The 23,374-nt window shown below is 43.0% G+C and carries 20 protein-coding genes; 19 read left to right on the forward strand and 1 reads right to left on the reverse strand.

The features are described 5' to 3' along the window. Positions 1-165 precede the first annotated feature (165 nt). The 10 genes from ACIQ0C_RS15115 to ACIQ0C_RS15160 all read left to right on the forward strand — a co-directional run bounded on the left by ACIQ0C_RS15115 (position 166) and on the right by ACIQ0C_RS15160 (position 14,060). A complete protein-coding gene (locus ACIQ0C_RS15115) occupies positions 166-2,295 on the forward strand; it encodes a (Fe-S)-binding protein (protein ID WP_403061329.1) in 2,130 nt (709 codons plus the stop codon). A gap of 200 nt (positions 2,296-2,495) precedes the next feature. After that, on the forward strand, positions 2,496-3,686 hold the full coding sequence (locus ACIQ0C_RS15120) for an acetyl-CoA C-acetyltransferase (RefSeq protein WP_403061557.1): 1,191 nt from the start codon (positions 2,496-2,498) through the stop codon (positions 3,684-3,686). Positions 3,687-3,717: 31 nt separating this feature from the next. Continuing rightward, complete coding sequence (locus ACIQ0C_RS15125; protein WP_403061332.1) at positions 3,718-4,569, forward strand: 3-hydroxybutyryl-CoA dehydrogenase; 852 nt, start codon at positions 3,718-3,720, stop codon at positions 4,567-4,569. A gap of 35 nt (positions 4,570-4,604) precedes the next feature. Beyond that, entirely contained in the window at positions 4,605-5,741 is a 1,137-nt protein-coding gene (locus ACIQ0C_RS15130; protein ID WP_402835677.1) for an acyl-CoA dehydrogenase, read from the forward strand. A gap of 26 nt (positions 5,742-5,767) precedes the next feature. Continuing rightward, positions 5,768-6,907 carry an acyl-CoA dehydrogenase gene (locus tag ACIQ0C_RS15135; protein WP_048683536.1) on the forward strand — a complete coding sequence of 380 codons (1,140 nt, stop codon included), beginning with the start codon at positions 5,768-5,770 and terminating at the stop codon, positions 6,905-6,907. A 111-nt stretch (positions 6,908-7,018) separates the two neighbouring features. Further along, a complete protein-coding gene (locus ACIQ0C_RS15140; protein WP_402835679.1) occupies positions 7,019-7,645 on the forward strand; it encodes a TetR/AcrR family transcriptional regulator in 627 nt (208 codons plus the stop codon). Between the two features lie 36 nt (positions 7,646-7,681). Then, the gene (gene icmF, locus ACIQ0C_RS15145) at positions 7,682-10,948 is read left to right on the forward strand and encodes a fused isobutyryl-CoA mutase/GTPase IcmF (RefSeq protein WP_403061335.1); all 3,267 of its coding nucleotides are present in this window, start codon (positions 7,682-7,684) and stop codon (positions 10,946-10,948) included. A 137-nt stretch (positions 10,949-11,085) separates the two neighbouring features. Continuing rightward, complete coding sequence (locus ACIQ0C_RS15150) at positions 11,086-11,256, forward strand: hypothetical protein (protein ID WP_402835683.1); 171 nt, start codon at positions 11,086-11,088, stop codon at positions 11,254-11,256. A 205-nt stretch (positions 11,257-11,461) separates the two neighbouring features. Next, complete coding sequence (gene rpoE / locus ACIQ0C_RS15155; RefSeq protein ID WP_403061338.1) at positions 11,462-12,040, forward strand: DNA-directed RNA polymerase subunit delta; 579 nt, start codon at positions 11,462-11,464, stop codon at positions 12,038-12,040. Between the two features lie 412 nt (positions 12,041-12,452). Next, a complete protein-coding gene (locus ACIQ0C_RS15160; protein WP_403061341.1) occupies positions 12,453-14,060 on the forward strand; it encodes a CTP synthase in 1,608 nt (535 codons plus the stop codon). A gap of 261 nt (positions 14,061-14,321) precedes the next feature. Here the strand turns inward: ACIQ0C_RS15160 and ACIQ0C_RS15165 are convergent, their stop codons facing one another. Next, positions 14,322-14,852, reverse strand: a complete 531-nt coding sequence (locus ACIQ0C_RS15165) for a DUF2529 domain-containing protein (protein ID WP_402835689.1) — start codon at positions 14,850-14,852, stop codon at positions 14,322-14,324. A gap of 315 nt (positions 14,853-15,167) precedes the next feature. Between ACIQ0C_RS15165 and ACIQ0C_RS15170 the strand changes: the two genes are divergently transcribed. The 9 genes from ACIQ0C_RS15170 to ACIQ0C_RS15210 all read left to right on the forward strand — a co-directional run bounded on the left by ACIQ0C_RS15170 (position 15,168) and on the right by ACIQ0C_RS15210 (position 23,358). Beyond that, on the forward strand, positions 15,168-15,539 hold the full coding sequence (locus tag ACIQ0C_RS15170; protein WP_034315860.1) for a response regulator: 372 nt from the start codon (positions 15,168-15,170) through the stop codon (positions 15,537-15,539). Positions 15,540-15,785: 246 nt separating this feature from the next. Next, complete coding sequence (locus tag ACIQ0C_RS15175; RefSeq protein ID WP_403061344.1) at positions 15,786-16,643, forward strand: class II fructose-bisphosphate aldolase; 858 nt, start codon at positions 15,786-15,788, stop codon at positions 16,641-16,643. A gap of 162 nt (positions 16,644-16,805) precedes the next feature. Next, positions 16,806-17,456: a fructose-6-phosphate aldolase gene (gene fsa, locus ACIQ0C_RS15180; RefSeq protein WP_034315855.1), complete on the forward strand. Its 651-nt coding sequence runs from the start codon at positions 16,806-16,808 to the stop codon at positions 17,454-17,456. 209 nt (positions 17,457-17,665) lie between these two features. Continuing rightward, entirely contained in the window at positions 17,666-18,949 is a 1,284-nt protein-coding gene (locus ACIQ0C_RS15185) for a UDP-N-acetylglucosamine 1-carboxyvinyltransferase (protein ID WP_403061347.1), read from the forward strand. 99 nt (positions 18,950-19,048) lie between these two features. Continuing rightward, positions 19,049-20,011, forward strand: coding sequence for a class II fructose-bisphosphatase (glpX, locus tag ACIQ0C_RS15190; RefSeq protein WP_402835692.1), 963 nt, complete (start codon positions 19,049-19,051; stop codon positions 20,009-20,011). Positions 20,012-20,329: 318 nt separating this feature from the next. Continuing rightward, on the forward strand, positions 20,330-21,619 hold the full coding sequence (rho, locus tag ACIQ0C_RS15195) for a transcription termination factor Rho (RefSeq protein ID WP_034315849.1): 1,290 nt from the start codon (positions 20,330-20,332) through the stop codon (positions 21,617-21,619). A 149-nt stretch (positions 21,620-21,768) separates the two neighbouring features. Next, complete coding sequence (rpmE, locus tag ACIQ0C_RS15200; protein WP_034315847.1) at positions 21,769-21,969, forward strand: 50S ribosomal protein L31; 201 nt, start codon at positions 21,769-21,771, stop codon at positions 21,967-21,969. A gap of 138 nt (positions 21,970-22,107) precedes the next feature. Beyond that, entirely contained in the window at positions 22,108-22,713 is a 606-nt protein-coding gene (locus tag ACIQ0C_RS15205; RefSeq protein WP_034315845.1) for a thymidine kinase, read from the forward strand. A 189-nt stretch (positions 22,714-22,902) separates the two neighbouring features. Continuing rightward, complete coding sequence (locus tag ACIQ0C_RS15210; protein ID WP_403061350.1) at positions 22,903-23,358, forward strand: hypothetical protein; 456 nt, start codon at positions 22,903-22,905, stop codon at positions 23,356-23,358. The last annotated feature ends 16 nt before the right edge of the window (positions 23,359-23,374 follow it).

A 23,374-nucleotide genomic window follows, 5' to 3' on the forward strand; every position in this document is an offset into this window, starting at 1 on the left:
AATTATATAATTAAGGGGAAGAAAATTTAAACAGTTTTTAAAAGAAAAAAGTTGACTGAATGCTCATTCATTATATAATGGAATTAATCAAATTTCAGAAAAATGCCAAATTTCCCAAAATGGTACCTGGCATTTTGCAATTTACTAAAGAGGGGGAAAGACTGCATGAATGGTTTACTGTGGATCAACTTAGTTGCATTCCTGATTGTAACCGCTTACGCCGCCGGTTTGTTTGTCTATTTGATAAAGACTCGTATTGCTTATATAAAACTTGGCAAAAAAGTGGAATTCGATAACCGTGTGAAAGATCGTCTTGTCAAAATAGGGGTTTATGTATTTGGACAGAAGAAGCTCTTTAAAGATAAAAAGAGCGGGATCATTCATGCCTTGTTATTTTATGGTTTCATCTTAGTGCAATTTGGCGCACTTGACTTTTTCGTTAAAGGCTTAAGGCCGGGGTGGCATTTACCGTTTGGCCCTGTTTATCCGGCCTTTACTTTCTTCCAGGAAATTGTGACGCTTACCGTTCTTGTTGCAATCCTATGGGCGGCATACCGCCGTTATGTCGAAAAGCTCGTTCGCTTGAAAAGGGATTTCAAAGCAGGTTTGGTTGTCATCTTCATTACAGGTATCATGATCACCGTATTACTGGGGAATGGAATGGGAATGATCTGGCATGGACACGATGCAACCTGGTCAGAGCCAGTCGCATCGAGCATCGCATTTCTATTCGGCTGGATGGGAACAACAGCGGCAACCGTCGTTTTTTATGTAGCTTGGTGGCTGCATTTACTGATCATATTATCTTTCCTTGTTTATATCCCGCAATCTAAGCATGCTCACTTGATTGCCGGTCCGATAAATGTATTCCTTAATCGCCTGGACAATCCGGGGAAATTGAAACCGGTTGATTTGGAAGAAGAGATTCTCGACAAAGAAGGCAATCAATATTACGGTGCCAAATATATCGAGGACTTGACGCAATATCAAATGGTGGACCTCTATGCCTGTGTGGAGTGCGGTCGCTGTACGAATATGTGCCCGGCTACAGGTACCGGTAAAATGCTGTCCCCGATGGATATCATAATCAAGATGCGTGACCATTTAACAAATACGGGGGCTGCCGTTACAACGAAGCAGCCATGGGTGCCATCTTTTGTTTTTGGAAATACGAAGGGAAATAAGATTGCTTTGGCTGGTGCCGCGCAGGGGGCGCAGGAGTCAGCTGCAGCAACAGAAGCTTACAGTCCGAGCCTGATTGGCGAAGTCATTACGGAAGAAGAACTTTGGGCTTGCACCACATGCCGGAACTGTGAAGATCAATGCCCGGTAATGAATGAACATGTCGACAAAATCATCGATATGCGCCGTTATCTAGTGCTGACAGAGGGCAGACTTGATCCCGATGCGCAGCGTGCCATGACGAATATTGAGCGTCAAGGGAACCCTTGGGGATTGAACCGTAAAGAGAGAGAAGATTGGCGAAGCCTTCGGGAAGATGTCAGCGTCCCAACCGTGAAGGAATTAAAAAAGGCAGACGAAGAATTCGAGTATTTATTCTGGGTAGGTTCAATGGGGTCGTACGATAACCGTAGCCAGAAGATTGCCCTTTCCTTTGCTAAATTATTGAATGAAGCGGGCGTCACATTTGCAATTCTCGGAAATAAGGAGAAAAACTCAGGGGATACTCCCCGTCGATTGGGTAATGAGTTTGTTTTTCAGGAACTTGCAATGAAAAATATAGAAGAATTCCAAAAGAATGAAATAAAGAAAATCGTGACGATCGATCCGCATGCATACAATATCTTTAAGAATGAGTATCCGGATTTCGGCTTGGAAGCGGAAGTGTATCACCATACTGAATTGTTGGCGAAACTTGTCAGTGAAGGCAGGTTGGTGCCTCAGTATCCGGTGAATGAGACGATTACATTCCACGATTCCTGTTACTTGGGAAGGTACAATGAAGTTTACAGCCCGCCACGTGAAATCCTGCAATCCATTGAGGGTGTGAAACTTATTGAGATGGAGCGTAACCGTGAGAAGGGTATGTGCTGTGGAGCCGGAGGCGGTTTGATGTGGATGGAAGAAGAAACAGGAAACCGCATTAATGTGGCCCGTACCGAACAAGCGCTGGCCGTCAGTCCAACAGTGATCAGTTCAGGATGTCCTTATTGCCTGACCATGCTATCTGATGGGACGAAAGCAAAAGAAGTTGAGGAAAATGTTAAAACGTATGATGTAGCTGAACTACTCGAAAAAGCGGTCATTGGTGAAAATAAAACGATTGCCTCTTAATTTTAAATGGAATTGCCTGCTTCTTCTAAATGAGATGGATCAAATGGAAGCAGGCAATATTTTCAATATTTACAAACTAAATATTTTCATTTTTGAGAAAAATGTGTAATATAATATAATATTAAGCGCTTACAACACTATTTTTTTAACTCCAAATTGAGCGAGCGTTCAATCAATGTTACTTATAGGGGGAAATAATGATGGCGAAAACAGTGATTATTAGCGGTGTGAGAACACCTTTTGGTAAATTCGGCGGTGGTCTTAGCAGTTTGACTGCATCACAACTTGGTGGAATAGCAATCAAAGAAGCACTTGTTCGGGCAGGGATTGAAGGCAGCCAAGTAGACGAGGTCATCATGGGGAATGTGCTTCAAGCAGGCCAAGGCCAAATACCGTCCCGCCAGGCAGCACGTCATGCTGGATTGCCTTGGGAAGTGAAAACGGAAACCATTAATAAAGTATGCGCATCAGGACTTCGCAGTGTCACATTGGCTGATCAGATCATTCGCTTAGGTGAAGAAGAGATCATTGTTGCCGGCGGAATGGAATCGATGAGCAATGCTCCTTATATCCTCCCGAAAGCAAGGTGGGGCCTAAGGATGGGTGATGGAGAACTGAAGGATACGATGATGTCGGATGGTCTTAGCTGCAGTTTTACGGGCGTCCATATGGGGACTTACGGAAACAGTACTGCCGCGGATCTTGAAATCACCCGTGAGGAACAAGATGGCTGGGCTTACGAGAGTCATCAAAAAGCGATAAAAGCAATCGATGGCGGCATTCTTGCAGAAGAAATCATTTCCGTACAGGTGCCGGTCCGAAAAGGCGAACCAATTACCATCGAACATGATGAAGCCCCAAGAAAAGATACATCTGCCGGGAAGCTGGCTAAACTAGGTCCAGCTTTCAATAATGAGGGGACCATTACGGCAGGTAATGCACCGGGTGTAAATGACGGGGCAGGTGCACTCGTATTGATGAGTGAGGAACGTGCGGAAAAAGAAGGGAAAACGCCTTTTGCCTATATTTTAGCTCATGCAGAAGTGGCAGTGGAAGCAAAGGACTTCCCTAAAACGCCAGGTCTGGTCATAAATGAACTTCTGAAGAAGACAGGTAAATCGATAGAGGAAATTGATTTGTTTGAAGTGAACGAAGCATTTGCAGCGGTTGCACTAGCCAGTGGGAAAATTGCCAACATCGAGCCGGGGAAAGTGAATGTAAACGGAGGGGCTGTAGCGTTAGGCCACCCAATCGGGGCGAGTGGTGCCCGCATCATCATTACGCTGATGCATGAACTGAAACGCCGCGGAGGGGGATTGGGCATCGCAGCGATCTGTAGTGGCGGCGGTCAGGGAGATGCCGTTTTAATAGAAGTGCCTAAACAAGGATGATAGTTTCATAGATAAATGAGGAGGGATATTCATGGGCATTCAAAAAGTGATGGTCATTGGTGCGGGACAGATGGGATCTGGCATTGCCCAGGTCTGTGCAATGAGCGGTTATGAAGTTCTTTTACACGATTTAAAAGATGAGTATGTAGAAAAGGGGTTAGGGACTATTGCGAAAAACCTATCCCGGCAGGTAGAAAAAGGGAAACTGGCATCCGAAGAGAAAGATGCAATCCTTTCCCGGTTAACTTCATCAACGAATTTGAAAAATGCAGCTGCGGCACATTTAGTGATTGAAGCGGCAGTGGAAAACATGGAAATAAAAACAAGAATATTCGCCGAGTTGGATGAAATCACGCCCCGGCACGTCATTCTTGCATCCAATACTTCTTCGCTTCCGATTACCGAGATAGCCGCTGCCACGAAAAGGCCGGAAAAGGTAATTGGCATGCACTTTATGAACCCAGTTCCAGTCATGAAGCTGGTTGAGATCATCCGCGGCCTTGCAACATCGGATGAAGTTTATAAAGAAGTTGAAAAGATGGCTGAATCCTTGAATAAGGTGCCGGTGGAAGTCAATGATTTTCCAGGTTTTGTAGCGAATCGGATTTTAATGCCGATGATCAATGAGGCCATCTATACACTTTATGAGGGCGTCGCTACTAAAGAGGCGATCGATGACGTAATGAAACTGGGAATGAACCATCCGATGGGCCCGCTTACGCTAGCTGACTTCATCGGGCTGGATACATGCTTGTATATAATGGAAACCCTTCACCAAGGACTGGGAGACGATAAATACCGACCGTGTCCGCTGTTAAGGAAATATGTAAAAGCTGGGTGGCTAGGCAAGAAATCAGGACGCGGCTTTTATGAATATAACTAATCATAGAAAGATGTGCATCTAGGGAGGGATGAAGGATGGAGTTCAAGTTTACCGAAGAACATGAAATGATGCGGAAAATGGTAAGCGCTTTTGCGGAGAATGAGATCACTCCTCATATCGAGGCAATGGAAACAGGCGTGTTTCCAAAAACGGTTCTGCAAAAAATGGGTGAGCTTGGTTTGATGGGAATTCCGATTTCAGAAGAATACGGTGGCGCGGGTATGGACTTCATGTCTTACATCATTGCCATCAATGAGATTTCCAAAGTCAGTCCCACTCTCGGTGTCATACTATCCGTTCATACTTCTGTTGGCACAAATCCAATCGTTTATTTTGGAACGGAAGAGCAGAAGCGAAAGTATGTGCCTAAGTTAGCCGCTGGTAAAAATCTAGGAGCCTTTTGCTTGACCGAGCAAAGCTCAGGTTCCGATGCTGCGAGTTTGAAATCGAAGGCAGTGGCAGTTAAGGAAGGCGGAGAATATCGAATAAATGGGTCCAAGGTTTTTATCACCAATGGCGGGGAAGCGGATGTGTTTATTGTTTTTGCTTCAACCGATCCTCAAAAGGGAAGCAAGGGAATCTCTGCTTTTGTCGTAGAAAAAGGGACGCCAGGCTTAATCATCGGTAAAGATGAACGTAAAATGGGCCTTCATGGCTCGAGCACCGTGCAAGTAACGTTCGAGGATATGAAAGTCCCTACAGCCAATCTCCTTGGCAAAGAAGGTGAAGGCTTTAAGATCGCCATGGCCAACTTGGATGCTGGAAGGATCGGGATTGCCGCTCAAGCGCTGGGAATTGCTGAGGGTGCCATGAAACATGCTGTCCAATATGCAAAAGGCAGGGAACAATTCGGCAAACCTATTGCAGAACAGCAAGGAATTGGTTTCAAACTGGCCGAAATGGCAACGAGCATAGAAGCTTCAAGGCTATTGGTCTATCGTGCGGCTTATTTACGCTCGCAGGGATTGAATTGCGGTAAAGAGGCTGCAATGGCTAAGCTATTCGCTTCGAGGACGGCCGTCGAGGTGGCCATAGAAGCAGTCCAAGTGTTCGGAGGCTATGGATATACAACGGAATATCCGGTCGAACGCTATTTCAGGGATGCAAAGGTAACTGAAATTTATGAGGGTACCAGCGAAATACAGAGGATGGTCATCAGTAAAAATCTTTAATTACGAGAAATTTAGGAGGCATTGCCATGCAATTTAAACTAACGGAAGAACATGAAATGATCAGGAAAATGGTGCGCGACTTTGCCCAGAATGAAGTGGCTCCGACTGCTGCCGAGAGGGATGAAGAAGAACGATTCGACCGTGAGATCTTCGATAAAATGGCTGAACTTGGATTGACTGGGATTCCGTGGCCTGAGGAATACGGCGGAATTGGAAGTGATTACTTAGCGTATTGCATAGCGATTGAAGAACTTTCCCGCGTTTGCGCTTCAACTGGGGTGACTTTATCAGCCCATACTTCGCTCGCAGGATGGCCAATATATAAGTTTGGCACTGAAGAACAAAAACAAAAATACCTTCGCCCGATGGCACAGGGTGAAAAAATCGGTGCATATGGCCTGACTGAGCCTAGCTCAGGCTCAGACGCCGGCGGTATGAGAACGACTGCAAAGCTTGTGGGTGATGAATATGTTATCAGCGGTTCAAAAATCTTCATTACGAACGGCGGGATTGCAGATACATATGTCGTCTTTGCATTAACAGATCCTGAATCGAAACAAAAAGGAACGAGTGCTTTTATCATTGAAAAGGACTTCCCAGGCTTCAGTGTTGGTAAAAAAGAGAAGAAGCTTGGAATCCGTTCATCACCGACTACGGAAATCATCTTTGATGAGTGCCGTGTTCCTAAAGAAAATCTCCTTGGAAAAGAAGGAGAAGGCTTTAAAATCGCGATGATGACGCTTGATGGCGGCCGTAATGGAATTGCTGCCCAGGCTGTAGGCATAGCTCAAGGTGCATTGGATGCTGCGGTTGATTATGCAAAAGAGCGCGTCCAATTCGGCAAGCCAATTTCTGCACAGCAAGGGATCGGTTTTAAATTGGCGGATATGGCAACGGGTGTTGAGGCTTCAAGGCTATTAACCTATCAGGCTGCCTGGTTGGAATCAGTGGGCCTTCCTTATGGGAAAGAGTCGGCCATGTCCAAACTTTTTGCTGGAGATACAGCAATGAAAGTGACGACGGAGGCAGTGCAGGTTTTCGGGGGTTATGGATATACAAAAGATTATCCAGTGGAGCGGTATATGCGCGATGCGAAAATAACCCAGATTTACGAAGGTACACAGGAAATTCAAAAGCTGGTCATCTCACGGATGGTTACTAAATAGGGTTGAAAATGTGGTTTTCCGATGAGGCACTGCCTTTACCGGAATTCCCTTTTCAATTTCTTCAGAATGTCTTTGAAAAATGATTGATGGGCTTTCAAAAGGAGTTTGAAAATGGAAAAAAGAGAGGTTCTTGCATCTGTAAAGGATGAGCGGCTGGTTGAAAAAAGGCGGACACAAATGATTAAAGGGGCGGTGACCCTTTTTAAGGAAAAGGGATTTCATCGAACGACTACCAGGGAAATTGCCAAAGCGGCAGGCTTTAGCATTGGCACGTTATACGAGTATATCCGGACCAAGGAAGATATATTATATCTCGTTTGTGACTTTATCTATGATGAAGTCCAGGAAAAGCTTCAGAAGGAAATAGAACAGAGTGATGGGACACTTGAAAGTTTGAAGCTGACGATCGCCTATTTTTATAAAGTGATGGATGATATGCAGGACGAAGTGCTTGTCATGTACCAGGAAGTGAAAGCCTTGACGAAAGATGCTTTACCATATGTTCTGAACAAAGAACTTAGGATGGTGGGCATGTTCGAAAAAGTGATAACGAAATGTGTCGAAAATGGGGAGCTATCATTAACGGAAAAACAAATAAGCCTTGTTTCACATAACATTTTCGTACAGGGACAGATGTGGAGTTTTAGAAGATGGGCTTTGCATAAACAGTATACGCTTCAAGAGTATGTTGAACTGCAGACGCAATTATTGATTCAAAATGTATCGGGTTCCAAATAGCACTGATATAAATAAGTTTCAATAAGGAGGAGCTAAATGAGTACAGTTGAGGTGTATAAACCGAAGAACCATATTAGATTCGTTACAGCTTCGAGTTTATTTGATGGACATGATGCATCCATCAATATAATGAGGAGAATCCTACAGTCCAGCGGGGCGGAAGTTATCCACCTAGGTCATAATCGTTCGGTGGAAGAAATCGTGAATGCGGCCATCCAGGAAGATGTCCAAGGCATAGCCATGTCATCTTACCAAGGCGGACATGTGGAATATTTTAAATATATGTATGACCTGCTGAAGGAAAAGGGAGCCGGGCACATTCGGATTTTTGCCGGCGGTGGCGGGGTCATCATCCCAAGGGAAATTAAAGAACTCCATGATTATGGGATTGCCCGTATCTTTTCACCTGATGAAGGGCGGGAATATGGGCTTCAAGGAATGATAAACGTTTTGATGGAGGAGTGTGATTTCTCGACAGTCAAACCATCATTACAGGAACGTTTTGATGAATTGATTGCTGGGGGAACAAATGCCATTGCCCAATTTATTACCTTTGCCGAAAATAGACTCGATGTTTCACAGGAATCGGCGGCAGCGGTGGAGAGTCTTTTTGAGCAGATCAAGACTTCCGAAAAGAAGGTTCCTGTTCTGGGAATCACGGGGACTGGAGGCGCTGGAAAGAGTTCATTGACTGATGAATTGATACGAAGGTTCATTAACGAAATTCCGGATGAGAGAGTTGCCATTCTATCTGTAGACCCGACCAAACAGAAAACGGGCGGTGCCCTGCTTGGTGACAGGATCAGAATGAACTCGATCTTTTCGGAGCGCGTTTATATGCGGAGCCTAGCCACCCGCCATTCAAAAAGTGAGTTGTCTTTGGCGATAAAAGATGCCATTTCCGTCGTGAAGGCAGCTGGCTTCGATTTAATCATCGTTGAAACGAGCGGAATTGGTCAGGGAGATGCAGAAATTGCCGAAATATGCGATGTATCCATGTATGTAATGACGAGTGAATTCGGTGCACCTTCGCAACTTGAAAAAATCGATATGATTGATTATGCAGACTTGATAGTCATTAACAAATACGAGCGCAAAGGTTCCGAGGATGCAAAAAACCAAGTTCAAAAGCAATATCAAAGAAGCCGTACGCTTTTTGATCAAGATCCATCTGAAATGCCAGTGTACGGTACAATCGCTTCCCAATTCAATGACCCAGGCACCAATGCATTATTCGCTGCACTGATTGAAAAGCTTAATGAAAAATCAGGGACGGCTTGGAGTACGGCCTTTTCCAAAGAAGCTGATGTTTATAAGCAAAATGTCATCATTCCCAATGACCGTCGGTATTATTTACGCGAAATCAGTGATACGGTCAGATCGTATCATAAGCGTGCGGCTGAACAAGTGCGTATTGCCCGGAGGCTTTTCCAGCTTGAAGGAGCAATTGATGCAATTAAGGAAAATGACAACGACGGCGATATGGTGGCTTCCCTAGAAAAACTGAAAGAGGAAACCGCTTCGAATTTATCGCCTGAATCTAAAAAAATCCTTTCTGGATGGATGGATTTAAAAGAAAAGTATGCAGGGGAGCAGTTTGTAACGAAAGTCAGGGATAAAGAAATCGTCACAAAGCTGAAAACGAAAAGTTTATCAGGTTTAATGATCCCGAGAGTGGCACTGCCGAAATATGTGGATTATGGAGAGATTTTGGGATGGGTATTCCGTGAGAACGTTCCGGGCTTCTTTCCTTACACAGCGGGAGTCTTTCCATTCAAGCGTGAAGGGGAAGACCCGAAGCGGCAATTTGCCGGTGAAGGATCGCCAGACCGAACCAACAGGCGTTTTCATTATTTATCAAAGGATGATACTGCTAAACGGCTAAGCACGGCTTTCGATTCTGTAACTTTATATGGCGAGGACCCTGATCACCGGCCTGATATCTATGGAAAGGTAGGGGAAAGCGGAGTCAGCATCTGTACGTTGGATGACATGAAAAAGCTGTATGCAGGCTTTGATCTTTGCCACCCCTCAACCTCTGTATCCATGACCATCAATGGACCGGCGCCAATCATTTTGGCCATGTATATGAATACTGCAGTCGATCAGCAGATTCAACGGAAAGAAGAAGAGTTAGGCCGTCCCCTTACAGATGCCGAAGCTGAAGAAGTGCAGGCTTATACGCTTCAGACGGTACGCGGGACTGTTCAAGCGGATATACTGAAAGAGGACCAAGGCCAGAATACATGCATCTTCTCTACGGAATTTGCTTTAAGGTTAATGGGTGACATTCAAGCATACTTCATCGATCGGAAAGTCAGGAATTACTACTCTGTATCCATTTCTGGCTATCACATTGCAGAAGCGGGTGCCAACCCAATTTCACAGCTGGCTTTTACATTAGCGAATGGCTTTACTTACATCGAATATTATTTAAGTCGCGGAATGAATATTGATGACTTTGCCCCGAATTTGTCGTTCTTCTTCTCAAATGGACTCGACCCGGAATATACGGTTATCGGGAGGGTGGCAAGAAGGATTTGGGCGACAGTCATGCGGGATAAATATGGTGCGAACGACCGCAGCCAGAAGCTCAAATATCATATACAGACCTCCGGGCGCTCGCTTCATGCCCAAGAAATTGATTTTAATGATATCAGAACGACACTTCAAGCTTTAATGGCATTACAGGACAACTGTAACTCCCTGCATACTAATGCTTACGATGAAGCCATCACGACACCTACTGAAGAATCCGTGCGCCGGGCAATGGCCATCCAAATGATCATTACGAAGGAGCATGGTCTCTCAAAAAATGAAAACCCGATGCAAGGTGCCTTCATCGTGGAGGAATTGACGGATCTGGTCGAAGAGGCCGTACTGCAAGAGTTCGATCGCATCAATGATCGGGGCGGTGTGCTGGGTGCAATGGAGACACAGTATCAGCGCGGGAAAATTCAGGATGAATCGATGCATTACGAAATGAAAAAGCATACGGGAGAGTTGCCGATCATCGGTGTCAATACGTATTTGAATCCAAATCCTCCTTCCGAAGAAGCAGTGAACAGCATGGAAATTGCCCGTGCAACAAAGGAAGAAAAGGAAGGGCAAATCAAAAATCTCCGGGCATTCCAGGAAAGAAATAAGGAGTTCACGGATGAAGCGTTGACTAAACTGAAATTGGCAGCCATGAATGGGGAAAATATCTTTGCTGAACTCATGAACTGCGTGAGGGTGGCCAGTCTTGGTCAGATAACGAGGGCGTTATATGATGTAGGCGGTCAATATCGAAGGAATATGTAACAAAGAGGGGGGCTCCGAACGTTTAGGGGCCCCTTTTTTTAATAATTTCCGTCTTTTTTAACAAAATGAAGATTTTACCTTATAATTATTTGGAAAAGGGGCAAAAATGAAGAATCAGCCCTATTGGAGTTGAGAAAATGAACCTGAAAATGATTGGATTGATCATAGGTTACATTCTTGCCATCATTTTTTTATTTGAGCTGTATGAGCATCAATTGGGTGCGATTTCTTTTTTTATCCTGACTATTGTCTTTTTTACGTCAGCCTATCGTCAGAAATCGAAAAAGAAAAAAAGGAAGAATCTTTAGCTTTTGGTTTCCTGTGAATGATAGACAATAAGGTAAATCTGTGAAAGTATCATATAGAACTAGCATAAACCCATTTAGATTGTTTATAATGGAGTATATGTCTAGCAGGAATTGTCGTTATTTTATCGAAATACTGTTTTAGATTATTTTTTTATGTAAAAAAACACGGAATTCAGTGTTTGAATAGAGAAGGGAAGTGCGGAATTTGAGTTTAAAACAATACTCAAAAGAGCAATTATTGGAAATGTCCTTAATAGAGATGGCATATGATTTGTTAGTTGAAAGAAATGAACCGATTCCATTTAAAGACTTAATTAGTGAATTAGCTTCGCTGCACCATTTATCCAAAGCGGAAGTGGAAAAGAAAATTGCCCAATTCTATACGGATTTAAATGTAGATGGCCGTTTCACTTCACTAGGAGAAAACCGCTGGGGATTGAAAACATGGTACCCGGTTGACCAAATCGAAGAAGAAGTCGTACATGTTGTAAAACCTAAAAAGAAAAAGAAAGCCAAAAAGGCTGCTGTCGTCATCGATGATTTCGATGAACTTGAAGACGAAGACCTTGACTTTGAAGAAGATATCGATGATCTGGACGAGGATGAAGATGACGACGATGATGATATTCTAGGTTCTCCAGTCATCGACGAAGTGCTTTTGGATGATGACGTGGATGATGACGACGATCTGGAAGAAGAAATAATCGAAGATGATGCATTTGTCCTGGAAGATGATGAGGACGAAGATGACTTGGCTGACTTGGATGAAGAGGATGAGAAATAAATAATCGCCCTTGACTTTTTGAGGCGAAATTTGTAGAATCATTTTTGGGCTCCTTAAAAAAGGACACAATGATTAAATTATATCGCTCCCTTACTTTTATTGTAAGCGGAGCGTTTTTGTTTTTAATGATGGAATGAATAAATGACATCATTTTTTTATTTTTAAAAATGATTTCTCGTAGAATTGTAAAAACTATAGAGAACATATTTATGTTAACTGTCATTTAAGGAAATTTATTCTTGTTCATGTATCCTGCATGACTCTCACTAAAGACCTTTAAGTGATTAATGGTTTGTACTGGTTTACGGTTTCTAGCTTTTAACCGCTCATGTAGCGGAAGATTCGATTCAGGTTCCGATTTAATGATGTGAAGAACTGAATTGGAAGAAGACATTCTATAGGAGGATATAAGATGACAAAATATATTTTTGTGACAGGTGGGGTAGTTTCTTCCTTGGGAAAAGGGATTACGGCCGCTTCTTTAGGCAGATTATTAAAAAATAGGGGATTGAATGTTACAATCCAGAAGTTTGACCCTTATATCAACTTGGATCCTGGTACGATGAGTCCATATCAACATGGTGAAGTGTTTGTAACGGATGATGGTGCTGAAACGGATTTGGATCTGGGGCACTATGAGCGTTTCATCGATATCAACCTTGGTAAACACAGCAATGTGACTACAGGCAGAATTTATTCAACCGTCCTGAGAAAAGAACGCCGTGGCGATTATCTAGGCGGAACGGTTCAGGTCATTCCCCATATCACGAATGAAATCAAAGAACGGGTTTTCCGTTCAGGCAATGAAACGAATGCCGATATAGTCATCACTGAAATTGGCGGTACTGTAGGGGATATCGAGTCTCTTCCATTCCTTGAAGCGATTCGCCAAATCAAGAGTGATATCGGTATCAATAATGTTATGTATATCCACTGTACACTGGTTCCTTACATCAAAGCTGCTGGTGAAATGAAAACAAAACCGACACAGCATAGTGTAAAAGAATTACGCAGTCTTGGCATTCAGCCAAATATCATCGTTGCACGTACAGAAAGCCCGATTTCACAAGATATGAAGGATAAAATCGCTTTATTCTGCGATATCGATAAAAAATCTGTTATCGAATGTCTTGATGCGGATACACTTTACTCCATCCCTCTTGCGCTTCAAGCACAAAATATGGACCAAATCGTTTGTGATCACTTGCAATTGGACTGTGGCGATGCGGATATGGAAGATTGGAAGGAACTAGTCAAAAAGGTTACTTCTTTATCAAAGAAAACGAAAATCGCCTTAGTCGGAAAATATGTTGAATTGCAAGATGCTTATCTTTCTGTAGTGGAAGCACTTAAGCATGCCGGTTACGCATTTGATGCAGATGTTGAAATCGACTGGGTGAATTCCGAAGACGTAACTAAAGAAAATGTTGCAGAACTTCTTCAAGATGCAGATGGAATCCTTGTACCTGGAGGTTTTGGAGATCGTGGAATCGAAGGGAAAATTGCAGCGACCGAATTTGCCCGCACGACAAAAAAACCATTCTTCGGAATTTGCTTAGGCATGCAGTTGGCGTCCATTGAGTATGCACGCAACGTCCTGGGACTTCCAGAAGCACATTCAGCTGAAATTAATGAAAATACTCCTGATCCAATCATCGATCTTCTTCCTGAGCAGAAGGATGTAGAAGATTTGGGCGGAACGCTGCGCCTTGGTCTGTATCCTTGTAAACTTATCGAAGGAACTAAAGCATACGAAGCGTATAATGACGAGGTTGTTTATGAACGTCACCGTCACCGTTATGAATTCAATAACCACTACCGTCAAGCTATGGAAGAGGCAGGATTCGTGTTCTCCGGTACAAGTCCGGATGGTCGTCTAGTCGAAATCGTTGAACTGAAAGATCATCCTTGGTTCGTGGCTTCCCAATTCCATCCGGAATTCACGTCACGTCCTAACCGTCCACAGCCGCTATTCCGCGACTTTGTCGGTATGTCATTAAAGAACGGCAAAAATCTTTAATAAACAAAAAAACAGCCCATGTGGCTGTTTCAGACTGTAGGCAAACTTGAAGAAAATCGAGTTTGCCTACAGTTTTTTTATGGCTTGTACAATTTGTATGTTGATTTCGATTCCAGGCACCGCTTAGACGTGCTTTTCCCGCATGAGTCTCGCAACACCCGCTACAATCAAATTTATATAACGCTTAGATAAGTGGTCAGTTGGTTCGGGAACATCATTTGATGAAAGTATTTTCCGAACCCCTTTTTTTAGCTGAATTTATCATTCTTCATCTTCATATTCTTTTATGATTTCTTCAAGAGTGAATTTAATTCCATGATAAGCGAAAAGAGCGGTAATGAGGGTAGGGAACCCATATCGATTTCCCGTTTCATCGGGAATCAATCCCCGTTGGATACGTAAATCAATATGTACGTCAGCCAACTCCAAAAGAGTATCTTCTTCGGAAGGGACTGATGTAGAAACCGCAACAAATGGGATATCCTTTTCCTTGAGTTGTTTTGCCAGCATCAATGCTTCTGAATCGTCTGAATGGCGGCTGAATATAAGAAATCGATCTTCCCTGGAAATAGTTTCACTTAATTCATAGCTTTTTGCCTTAGGAAAGGGTTCTGCCCCATTCAAAGCCTCGGCAGTGACGCCCTGCATTTCACCAAAACCGTGAATGAACACAGAACCGTCCCCAACTGCAGCCTGAGCCAGCAGGCGTCCGGCATCCTCCATTTCAAAGGCTTCATTTTCAATCAGTTTTTTAAATAAACCGCTTATCTGTGTCGAGAAAATTTTTAACATGATCAGGGACTCCTTTAAAAAATAATATACTTATTATAAAGGACTTTCCTTTACATTGACAGGTTTCAGGGTTTTTGGTCCAAAGGGCTGAATTAACTAAATCGGTCGAAAAAACAAAAAAATTAAAATTCCTTTTAGCCATACAGCAGGAATTTTGTTACAATTATCGAATATGAACATAGAAATCATGAATGGAATAAATGCGTTGGACCTCAAGTGATTTAACGCAATCTATGTAACTACCCTTTTTCGGGTAATATGGCCGAATAGGCTAATATATTTAATTGATGAATCGGGAAGGGGAGAGGTGATAAAATGCCAGGGAAAATATTGATTGTTGATGATCAATTCGGGATTCGTATTTTATTGAACGAGGTTTTACATAAAGAAGGGTATGAAACATTTCAAGCAGCTAATGGCATTCAAGCCTTGGAAGTGCTAAATAATCATTCACCCGATCTTGTATTGCTGGATATGAAGATTCCGGGAATGGATGGCATCGAGATCTTGAAAAGGATGAAAGTCGTCGATCCGGACATCCGGGTCATAATCATGACGGCATATGGTGAACTTGACATGATTCAGGAAGCAAAGGATTTAGGGGCAATGACACACTTTGCAAAGCCGTTTGATATTGATGATATTAGAAAAGCCGTACGTGAATACTTGCCGATTCAATCGAGTTAACGGTCTTGAAAATTTAATATTATTGACGGAGAAATTGCCGCGGCTATCTTGTTTTAGATAGGCCGTGTTTTTTTGGAATAAAATTTGAGGCATGGTTCAGTTGTAATTGTTGCTGTTTTTTTGATGTATTGATATGCTAAAAGAGGAGAGATATTCTGATTTATAAGCGTATGCTACTTTGGTTTTAGGGAATATCTAGAAAGAATTAACTTTAAAAATAAACATCCACTAGTAGGAGGAAATCAAATGCCTTTAGTTTCTATGAAAGATATGCTGAATAAAGCCCTTGATGAAAAATATGCAGTAGGTCAATTCAATATCAATAACCTTGAATGGACTCAAGCCATCCTAGCTGCTGCTGAACAAGAAAAATCCCCAGTCATCCTTGGTGTTTCCGAAGGTGCTGCCCGTCATATGGGTGGTTTCAAAACGACTGTCATGATGGTTCAAGGATTGTTGGAAGACATGAAAATCACTGTTCCTGTGGCCATTCACCTTGACCATGGTTCAAGTTATGATAAATGTAAGGAAGCCATCGAAGCTGGATTCACTTCAGTAATGATCGATGCTTCACATCATCCAATTGAAGAAAATATCGAAACAACCAAGAAGGTTGTCGAATTCGCTCACGCACGCAATGTTTCGGTTGAAGCGGAAGTGGGCACGGTTGGCGGACAAGAAGATGATGTAATCGCTGATGGAGTCGTTTATGCAGACCCTCAAGAATGTGAACAGTTGGTTAAAGAAACGAATGTCGACTGTTTTGCTCCAGCTTTGGGATCCGTTCACGGACCATACAAAGGTGAACCTAACCTAGGCTATAAAGAAATGGAAGAAGTACGGGATTTAACGAAAAAACCTCTTGTTCTTCATGGCGGTACAGGCATCCCTACGAAAGATATCCAAAAAGCGATTTCTCTTGGAACATCAAAAATCAATGTGAATACGGAAAATCAAATTGTGTTCACAAAAGCGGTTCGTGAAATCCTGAAAAACGATTCTGAAGTGTACGATCCTCGTAAATACATGGTTCCTGGCCGTGAAGCTATTAAAGAAACGGTCATCGGCAAAATACGTGAATTCGGTTCAAACGGCAAAGCATAATTTCAAATAGGGTTCCATCCCTTTAAAATGTAAGGCAATATTCCCATTGGGGGGCTCCCCCTAATGGTTTCTTTTAGATGCAGGCTTAATCCGGGCTCTATTTTTCGAACAATTAGAATTCAATAGAGAAATAAAAAATTGATTACATATGGAGGATATTTTATGAAATTCTTTATAGATACAGCAAACATGGAAGAAATCAAACAAGCACACGAACTTGGCGTTTTAGCAGGTGTTACGACAAACCCGTCCCTTGTTGCTAGGGAAAAGGGAGTTTCTTTCCATGACCGGCTAAAAGAAATCACAAGCCTTGTTAAGGAATCCGTTTCTGCTGAAGTCATTGCGCTTGATTTTGAAGGAATGATGGCTGAAGCCAAGGAGCTTGTTGCGATTGCACCTAACATCACGATTAAAGTGCCAATGACCCCAGACGGCTTGAAAGCTGTTTCAGCACTTACAAAACAAGGTGTCAAAACAAATGTCACGCTTATTTTCAGTGCCAACCAAGCATTATTGGCAGCTAGGGCAGGAGCAACTTATGTATCGCCATTTTTAGGACGCTTGGATGACATCGGCCAAAATGGTTTGGATTTAATTTCGGATATTGCTGACATATTTGCGATCCATGATATCAATGCTGAGATCATTGCAGCTTCCATCCGCCATCCGATGCATATTACAGAAGCGGCTCTTAAAGGGGCACATATTGCAACGATCCCTTATAAAGTTTTAATGCAATTATTCCATCACCCATTAACGGATAAAGGGATTGAAGCTTTCTTGAATGATTGGAATTCACGTACTGAAGCATAATGCCTTGCCGCTAAGTCGCTATAGATTGCACTGTTTTAATAAAATTAACATAAATTAGAAATTTTTATCTTTTTTTTACATGAATTTTCTGCTTTTGTGTAAACTAAAGAACTAGATAGTGAATGTTGTCGGATTATGCAATTTTCTTGTGGTAAAATATTACTTTTTGGAAGTAGCTTCTAAGTGCTTAGCGTGGAAGGGAGTTTATTATGGAAAAACTTAAAATTGCCGGTGGCTATCCTCTAAAGGGAAGCATTCGTGTCAGCGGAGCAAAAAATAGTGCGGTTGCCCTTATTCCGGCAACGATTTTAGCGGACTCTCCCGTAACGATTGAAGGCCTGCCTGATATCTCGGATGTACAGATGCTGAAAGAGTTAATGGAGGAAATTGGCGGTGAGGTATCCTTTGATGAAGGACAAATGACAGTCAACCCCAGCAGGATGATTTCAATGCCTCTTCCGAATGGCAGGGTCAAGAAGTTACGTGCCTCTTATTATTTAATGGGGGCAATGCTTGGTAAATTCAAAAAGGCAGTGATAGGCTTGCCTGGAGGCTGCCATTTAGGACCCCGTCCGATAGATCAGCATATTAAGGGGTTCGAAGCACTTGGCGCACAAGTGACGAATGAACAAGGAGCCATTTACCTTAGGGCGGACGAGCTCCGGGGAGCACGTATATATTTGGATGTCGTTAGTGTAGGGGCAACGATCAACATCATGCTTGCCGCCGTTTTGGCCAAAGGCCGCACTGTGATTGAAAACGCTGCGAAAGAACCGGAAATCATCGATGTCGCCACATTGTTGACCAATATGGGAGCGAAAATTAAGGGTGCTGGAACGGATATCATCCGTATTGATGGTGTGGAAAGTTTGCATGGTTGCAAGCATACGATCATACCGGATCGGATTGAAGCCGGTACTTTCATGATTTTAGCCGCTGCTGTCGGTGAAGGGATTCTGATCGATAATGTCATTCCCCAGCATTTGGAGTCATTGACTGCCAAATTGAGGGAAATGGGGATTAATATTGAAGCGGGTGATGACCAGATATTTGTCTCTCCAGGAGAAAATTATAAATCCGTTGATATCAAGACGTTGGTTTATCCTGGTTTCCCAACAGATCTTCAGCAACCTTTCACTTCCCTTTTAACAAAAGCAAGCGGTACTAGCATGGTCACCGATACGATATATGGGGCACGATTTAAGCATATTGATGAGCTGCGACGCATGAATGCTAAGATCAAAGTCGAGGGCAGAGCAGGCATCGTAGATGGTCCTGTCCAACTACATGGGGCAAAAGTGAAGGCAAGCGATTTACGTGCCGGAGCAGCTCTGGTAATTGCCGGTTTAATGGCTGAAGGGATTACAGAAGTGACCGGGCTTGAACATATAGATCGCGGATATAGCCATCTTGTTGAAAAACTTTCAGGTTTGGGAGCGACGATTTGGCGTGAAGAAATGACGCAAGAAGAAGTGGAGCAGCTTAAAAGCTGATCCCTTTTCTTGTTACCTCATTGTGTTACTATATATGATATAATGTGTTATACTAATATATAAATAAATCATGCTAGTGTACATGAGGGGGAACCGGAAATGGAAAGAAGTTTATCGATGGAGCTTGTCCGCGTAACAGAGGCGGCAGCACTAAATTCAGCTCGCTGGATGGGAAGAGGAAAGAAAGACGAAGCGGATGATGCAGCAACAACTGCAATGCGGGATGTTTTCAATACTATTCCCATGCAAGGAACGGTTGTAATCGGTGAAGGGGAAATGGATGAAGCGCCAATGCTTTATATTGGCGAAAAACTTGGTACTGGTCTTGGGCCACTAGTGGATGTGGCGGTTGATCCTTTAGAAGGAACGAACATCGTTGCATCCGGCGGCTGGAATGCATTGGCTGTATTGGCGATAGCCGATAAGGGGAACTTGCTTCATGCCCCGGATATGTATATGGATAAAATAGCTGTCGGACCAGAGGCTGTCGGTCAGATTGATATCAATGCTTCTGTCTTGGACAACCTGAAAGCGGTAGCCAAGGCAAAAAATAAAGATATCCAAGACGTGGTTGCAACAATATTGAACCGCGACCGTCATTCGAAGATCATTCATGAACTTCGTGAGGCAGGGGCCCGTATCAAGTTGATCAACGATGGAGATGTAGCTGGAGCCATAAATACGGCCTTCGATCTTACCGGTGTTGACATCTTATTCGGATCTGGCGGAGCTCCAGAGGGAGTCATTGCAGCCGTTGCCTTGAAATGCCTTGGAGGGGAAATTCAAGGTAAACTCGTTCCTCATAGTGATGAAGAAGTGGAACGCTGTGGAAAAATGGGCCTTGAATTAGGAAAAGTCCTCAGAATGGAAGATCTTGTTCGCGGAGATGACGCAATTTTTGCTGCAACAGGTGTGACTGATGGAGAACTTTTACGCGGTGTACAATTTAAAGGGCATTACGGCGAAACGCAATCCGTAGTCATGCGTGCTAAATCTGGTACCGTTCGATTCATTGATGGGCGTCACAGCCTTAAGATTAAACCGAATGGTTTGATCGACTGATAGCGTTTTTTTTGAAAAATCACTTTTAAAAAGCGAGCGGTTTCATCGCTCGCTTTCTCTTTAAAAAAATTTAAGTTGAATAATTAAAATAAAAAAAGTAAAATAAAGCTTGGTCTACTATTAATAATTTAAAATCTGCCCTTTCACTCCAAACTTCAAGAAGCCTTCAATTAATTTTCTTCTTTACATGTAAAATGTATCATCCTTTCTAAGAAAACTCTGGTCGGGTACATGGATTGCGGTTTTTCTTCCATCTAACAAACCATTTCTTTTTCAGTATGGGTGAAAACGTTTAATTAATAAAAGTGTGGTGTCATAATGAATTTAACTATTTCTAATTTAGAAAACATGAAACTTAAGGATCTCTATGAGCACGCGCGCGAATATAAAGTTTCCTATTACAGCAAACTTTCCAAAAAGGAACTTATTTTCGCTATCCTGAAAGCACAAGCTGAGCAGGATGGCCTCCTATTCATGGAGGGCGTTTTAGAGATCATCCCTTCAGAGGGCTTCGGTTTCCTCCGTCCAATTAATTATTCTCCAAGCTCGGAGGATATTTATATTTCTGCTTCTCAGATCCGCAGATTCGATTTGCGAAATGGAGATAAAGTGTCCGGTAAGGTAAGGCCTCCAAAAGAAAACGAGCGCTATTATGGATTGCTGCATGTTGAAGCAGTCAATGGCGATAATCCGGAATCAGCTAAAGAGCGTGTCCACTTTCCAGGTTTAACACCGCTGTATCCTAACAGGCAAATTAAACTGGAAACGACACCGAAGAACTTATCGACCAGGATTATGGATGTCCTGGCACCGGTCGGTTTTGGGCAGCGTGGTCTGATTGTTGCACCTCCAAAAGCCGGTAAAACGATGCTCATCAAGGAAATTGCCAATGCGATAACCACAAACCATCCCGAATCGGAATTGATTGTGCTGTTGATCGATGAACGCCCGGAAGAAGTGACAGACATTGAACGTTCCGTCGCAGGAGACGTGGTAAGCTCAACTTTCGATGAAGTGCCGGAAAACCATATCAAGGTGGCTGAGCTGGTGTTGGAACGAGCCATGCGCCTTGTGGAGCATAAACGGGATGTCATCATTTTAATGGACAGCATCACCCGCCTTGCCCGTGCTTACAACCTTGTCATTCCGCCGAGCGGGCGTACACTATCAGGGGGTATTGACCCTGCTGCATTCCATCGTCCAAAACGCTTTTTCGGTGCGGCGAGGAATATCGAGGAAGGCGGCAGCCTGACGATCCTTGCTACAGCATTGGTAGATACGGGTTCAAGAATGGACGATGTCATTTATGAAGAATTTAAAGGTACGGGCAATATGGAGCTGCATTTAGATCGTGCCCTTGCCGAAAGACGCATCTTCCCGGCAATCGATATTCGTCGCTCAGGCACTCGTAAAGAAGAATTGCTAATTCCGAAAGATCGCCTGGATAAACTATGGGCCATCAGGAAAACGATGTCAGATTCGCCTGATTTCTCGGAGAAATTCCTTCGCCGTCTAAAACAGACAAAAGGTAATGAAGAATTTTTCAGTAAGCTGGATGAAGAGATGTCAGAAATGAAAAAGGGGCCAGCGAGCGTAAAACGTTCTTAAACCCTGTAAGAAACAAACAGTTGCACAACTAGTCTTAAGTTGTTATAATGAGTTCATGTGTTTTTACAATAAATGTGAGGGTGTTTTTCCCTCAACTTGAAGTATATAACTCTGTTTCGAATGATTCAGGGCATAAGGAGCTGAAAAGAATGAAAACTGGAATTCATCCAAATTATAAGCTTTCAAAAGTAATTTGTTCTTGCGGAAACACTTTTGAAACTGGTTCAGTTAAAGAAGAGATCAAAGTTGAGACTTGTTCAGAGTGCCATCCATTCTATACTGGTCGTCAAAAATTCGCTGAAGCTGGCGGACGTGTTGATCGTTTCAACAAAAAATACGGTATTAAATAAGCCGGACTTTTTAAAAAACAGGCAAGTATTTTTCTTGCCTGTTTTTTCTTTTCCATAAACAAGTAAGAATTTATACAAAGCCAGGTCGACTTCAATAATGGCCAATGGATCGACAGGTGGAAGGGAGTAGCTGTTTCCATGTATGTAATGAAACAAACAGGCTGGATCGAGCTTATTTGCGGAAGCATGTTTTCAGGTAAATCTGAAGAATTGATTAAACGAGTCAGCCGTGCTCAATTTGCTAAAGAGCAAATAGCTGTATTTAAACCAGCTATTGATAATCGCTATGCGGAAGAGGCTGTCGTATCACACAATGGCTCTTCTGTGATGGCAAAGCCGATTGCCCATTCAACGGATATTTTTAAGTATTTGGACAAGCCCCTGGATATCATTGCAATAGATGAAGTGCAATTTTTTGATCATGAAATTATCGGGGTTGCCCAGCATCTTGCGGACAGCGGTTATCGAGTGATTATGGCTGGACTCGATCAAGATTTCAGAGGTGAACCATTCGGTCCTATGCCTGTTCTATTATCGCTTGCAGAATCGGTGACTAAGCTGCAAGCAGTGTGTGAAGTGTGCGGGTCACCTGCGAGCAGGACTCAGCGCTTGATAGATGGGGAGCCGGCCTCCTATGATGAGCCGATCATCCTTGTAGGTGCTTCGGAATCATACGAGCCCCGCTGCCGCCATCATCACGAAGTTCCGGGTAAGCAGGCTGTTGGTATTAAAGAACATATTTGAATGATGGTGCCCTATGATCCAATGAGATCGCAGGGTGCTTTTTTTATGCGGAAAAGTGGACAAACTGTCGCAGTCATTCAGGTGGCATGACCAATACATGGAAGGGAAATAAAAGATAAATATTGCCCCATTTTGGGTAGGCTAACGAGGAAATGTTCTTCTTAACCAGTCAAAATGGAGGGAAAAAATATGAAATCAAAAATGCTTATTATGACGGCCTTTCTGCTTGCTGCACTAACGGCATGCGGTCAAAATGACAATGCGATAAATAATGATTCGGAATATGGCGATCAATCGCGGGATGGCAGGGATTTTGTTGGCAATGGTTTAAATCAAGTATCCAATAATGATTGGGATAATGAAGCGGAACGCCCATCAGATCAGGTCCTTAACACACCGCATCATACATCCAATAATTCCCCATCCATGGGGCAGCAAATTGATGAAATCCGCGGAGTGATTGAATCGGAAACTAATTATGAGGCGGGCTCCGTTTGGTTTAATGGAAATACCATACATGTTACGGTCCATGATGAAGGCAAAATCAAGACGGAAAAAGAAAGAAATAAGGAAATGCAGCGAATACAAGGCATGATAAACAGGGTTGTGCCTCAATATAATGTAGATGTCAAATTAAACAAGTAACGACACGACATTTTTG

Origin of the sequence: Peribacillus sp. NPDC096448 (assembly GCF_044762675.1) — a bacterium.
In the GTDB taxonomy this organism is placed as follows: Bacteria; Bacillota; Bacilli; order Bacillales; family DSM-1321; genus Peribacillus; species Peribacillus frigoritolerans_B.

Excerpts from the sequence above, each read along its gene's own strand:
- ACIQ0C_RS15115 (WP_403061329.1), top strand. The coding sequence starts at position 166 with ATGAATGGTTTACTGTGGATCAACTTAGTTGCATTCCTGATTGTAACC.
- ACIQ0C_RS15120 (WP_403061557.1), top strand. The coding sequence starts at position 2,496 with ATGGCGAAAACAGTGATTATTAGCGGTGTGAGAACACCTTTTGGTAAA.
- ACIQ0C_RS15125 (WP_403061332.1), top strand. The coding sequence starts at position 3,718 with ATGGGCATTCAAAAAGTGATGGTCATTGGTGCGGGACAGATGGGATCT.
- ACIQ0C_RS15130 (WP_402835677.1), top strand. The coding sequence starts at position 4,605 with ATGGAGTTCAAGTTTACCGAAGAACATGAAATGATGCGGAAAATGGTA.
- ACIQ0C_RS15135 (WP_048683536.1), top strand. The coding sequence starts at position 5,768 with ATGCAATTTAAACTAACGGAAGAACATGAAATGATCAGGAAAATGGTG.
- ACIQ0C_RS15140 (WP_402835679.1), top strand. The coding sequence starts at position 7,019 with ATGGAAAAAAGAGAGGTTCTTGCATCTGTAAAGGATGAGCGGCTGGTT.
- icmF (WP_403061335.1), top strand. The coding sequence starts at position 7,682 with ATGAGTACAGTTGAGGTGTATAAACCGAAGAACCATATTAGATTCGTT.
- ACIQ0C_RS15150 (WP_402835683.1), top strand. The coding sequence starts at position 11,086 with ATGAACCTGAAAATGATTGGATTGATCATAGGTTACATTCTTGCCATC.
- ACIQ0C_RS15160 (WP_403061341.1), top strand. The coding sequence starts at position 12,453 with ATGACAAAATATATTTTTGTGACAGGTGGGGTAGTTTCTTCCTTGGGA.
- ACIQ0C_RS15165 (WP_402835689.1), bottom strand. The coding sequence starts at position 14,852 with ATGTTAAAAATTTTCTCGACACAGATAAGCGGTTTATTTAAAAAACTG.
- ACIQ0C_RS15170 (WP_034315860.1), top strand. The coding sequence starts at position 15,168 with ATGCCAGGGAAAATATTGATTGTTGATGATCAATTCGGGATTCGTATT.
- ACIQ0C_RS15175 (WP_403061344.1), top strand. The coding sequence starts at position 15,786 with ATGCCTTTAGTTTCTATGAAAGATATGCTGAATAAAGCCCTTGATGAA.
- fsa (WP_034315855.1), top strand. The coding sequence starts at position 16,806 with ATGAAATTCTTTATAGATACAGCAAACATGGAAGAAATCAAACAAGCA.
- ACIQ0C_RS15185 (WP_403061347.1), top strand. The coding sequence starts at position 17,666 with ATGGAAAAACTTAAAATTGCCGGTGGCTATCCTCTAAAGGGAAGCATT.
- glpX (WP_402835692.1), top strand. The coding sequence starts at position 19,049 with ATGGAAAGAAGTTTATCGATGGAGCTTGTCCGCGTAACAGAGGCGGCA.
- rho (WP_034315849.1), top strand. The coding sequence starts at position 20,330 with ATGAATTTAACTATTTCTAATTTAGAAAACATGAAACTTAAGGATCTC.
- rpmE (WP_034315847.1), top strand. The coding sequence starts at position 21,769 with ATGAAAACTGGAATTCATCCAAATTATAAGCTTTCAAAAGTAATTTGT.
- ACIQ0C_RS15205 (WP_034315845.1), top strand. The coding sequence starts at position 22,108 with ATGTATGTAATGAAACAAACAGGCTGGATCGAGCTTATTTGCGGAAGC.
- ACIQ0C_RS15210 (WP_403061350.1), top strand. The coding sequence starts at position 22,903 with ATGAAATCAAAAATGCTTATTATGACGGCCTTTCTGCTTGCTGCACTA.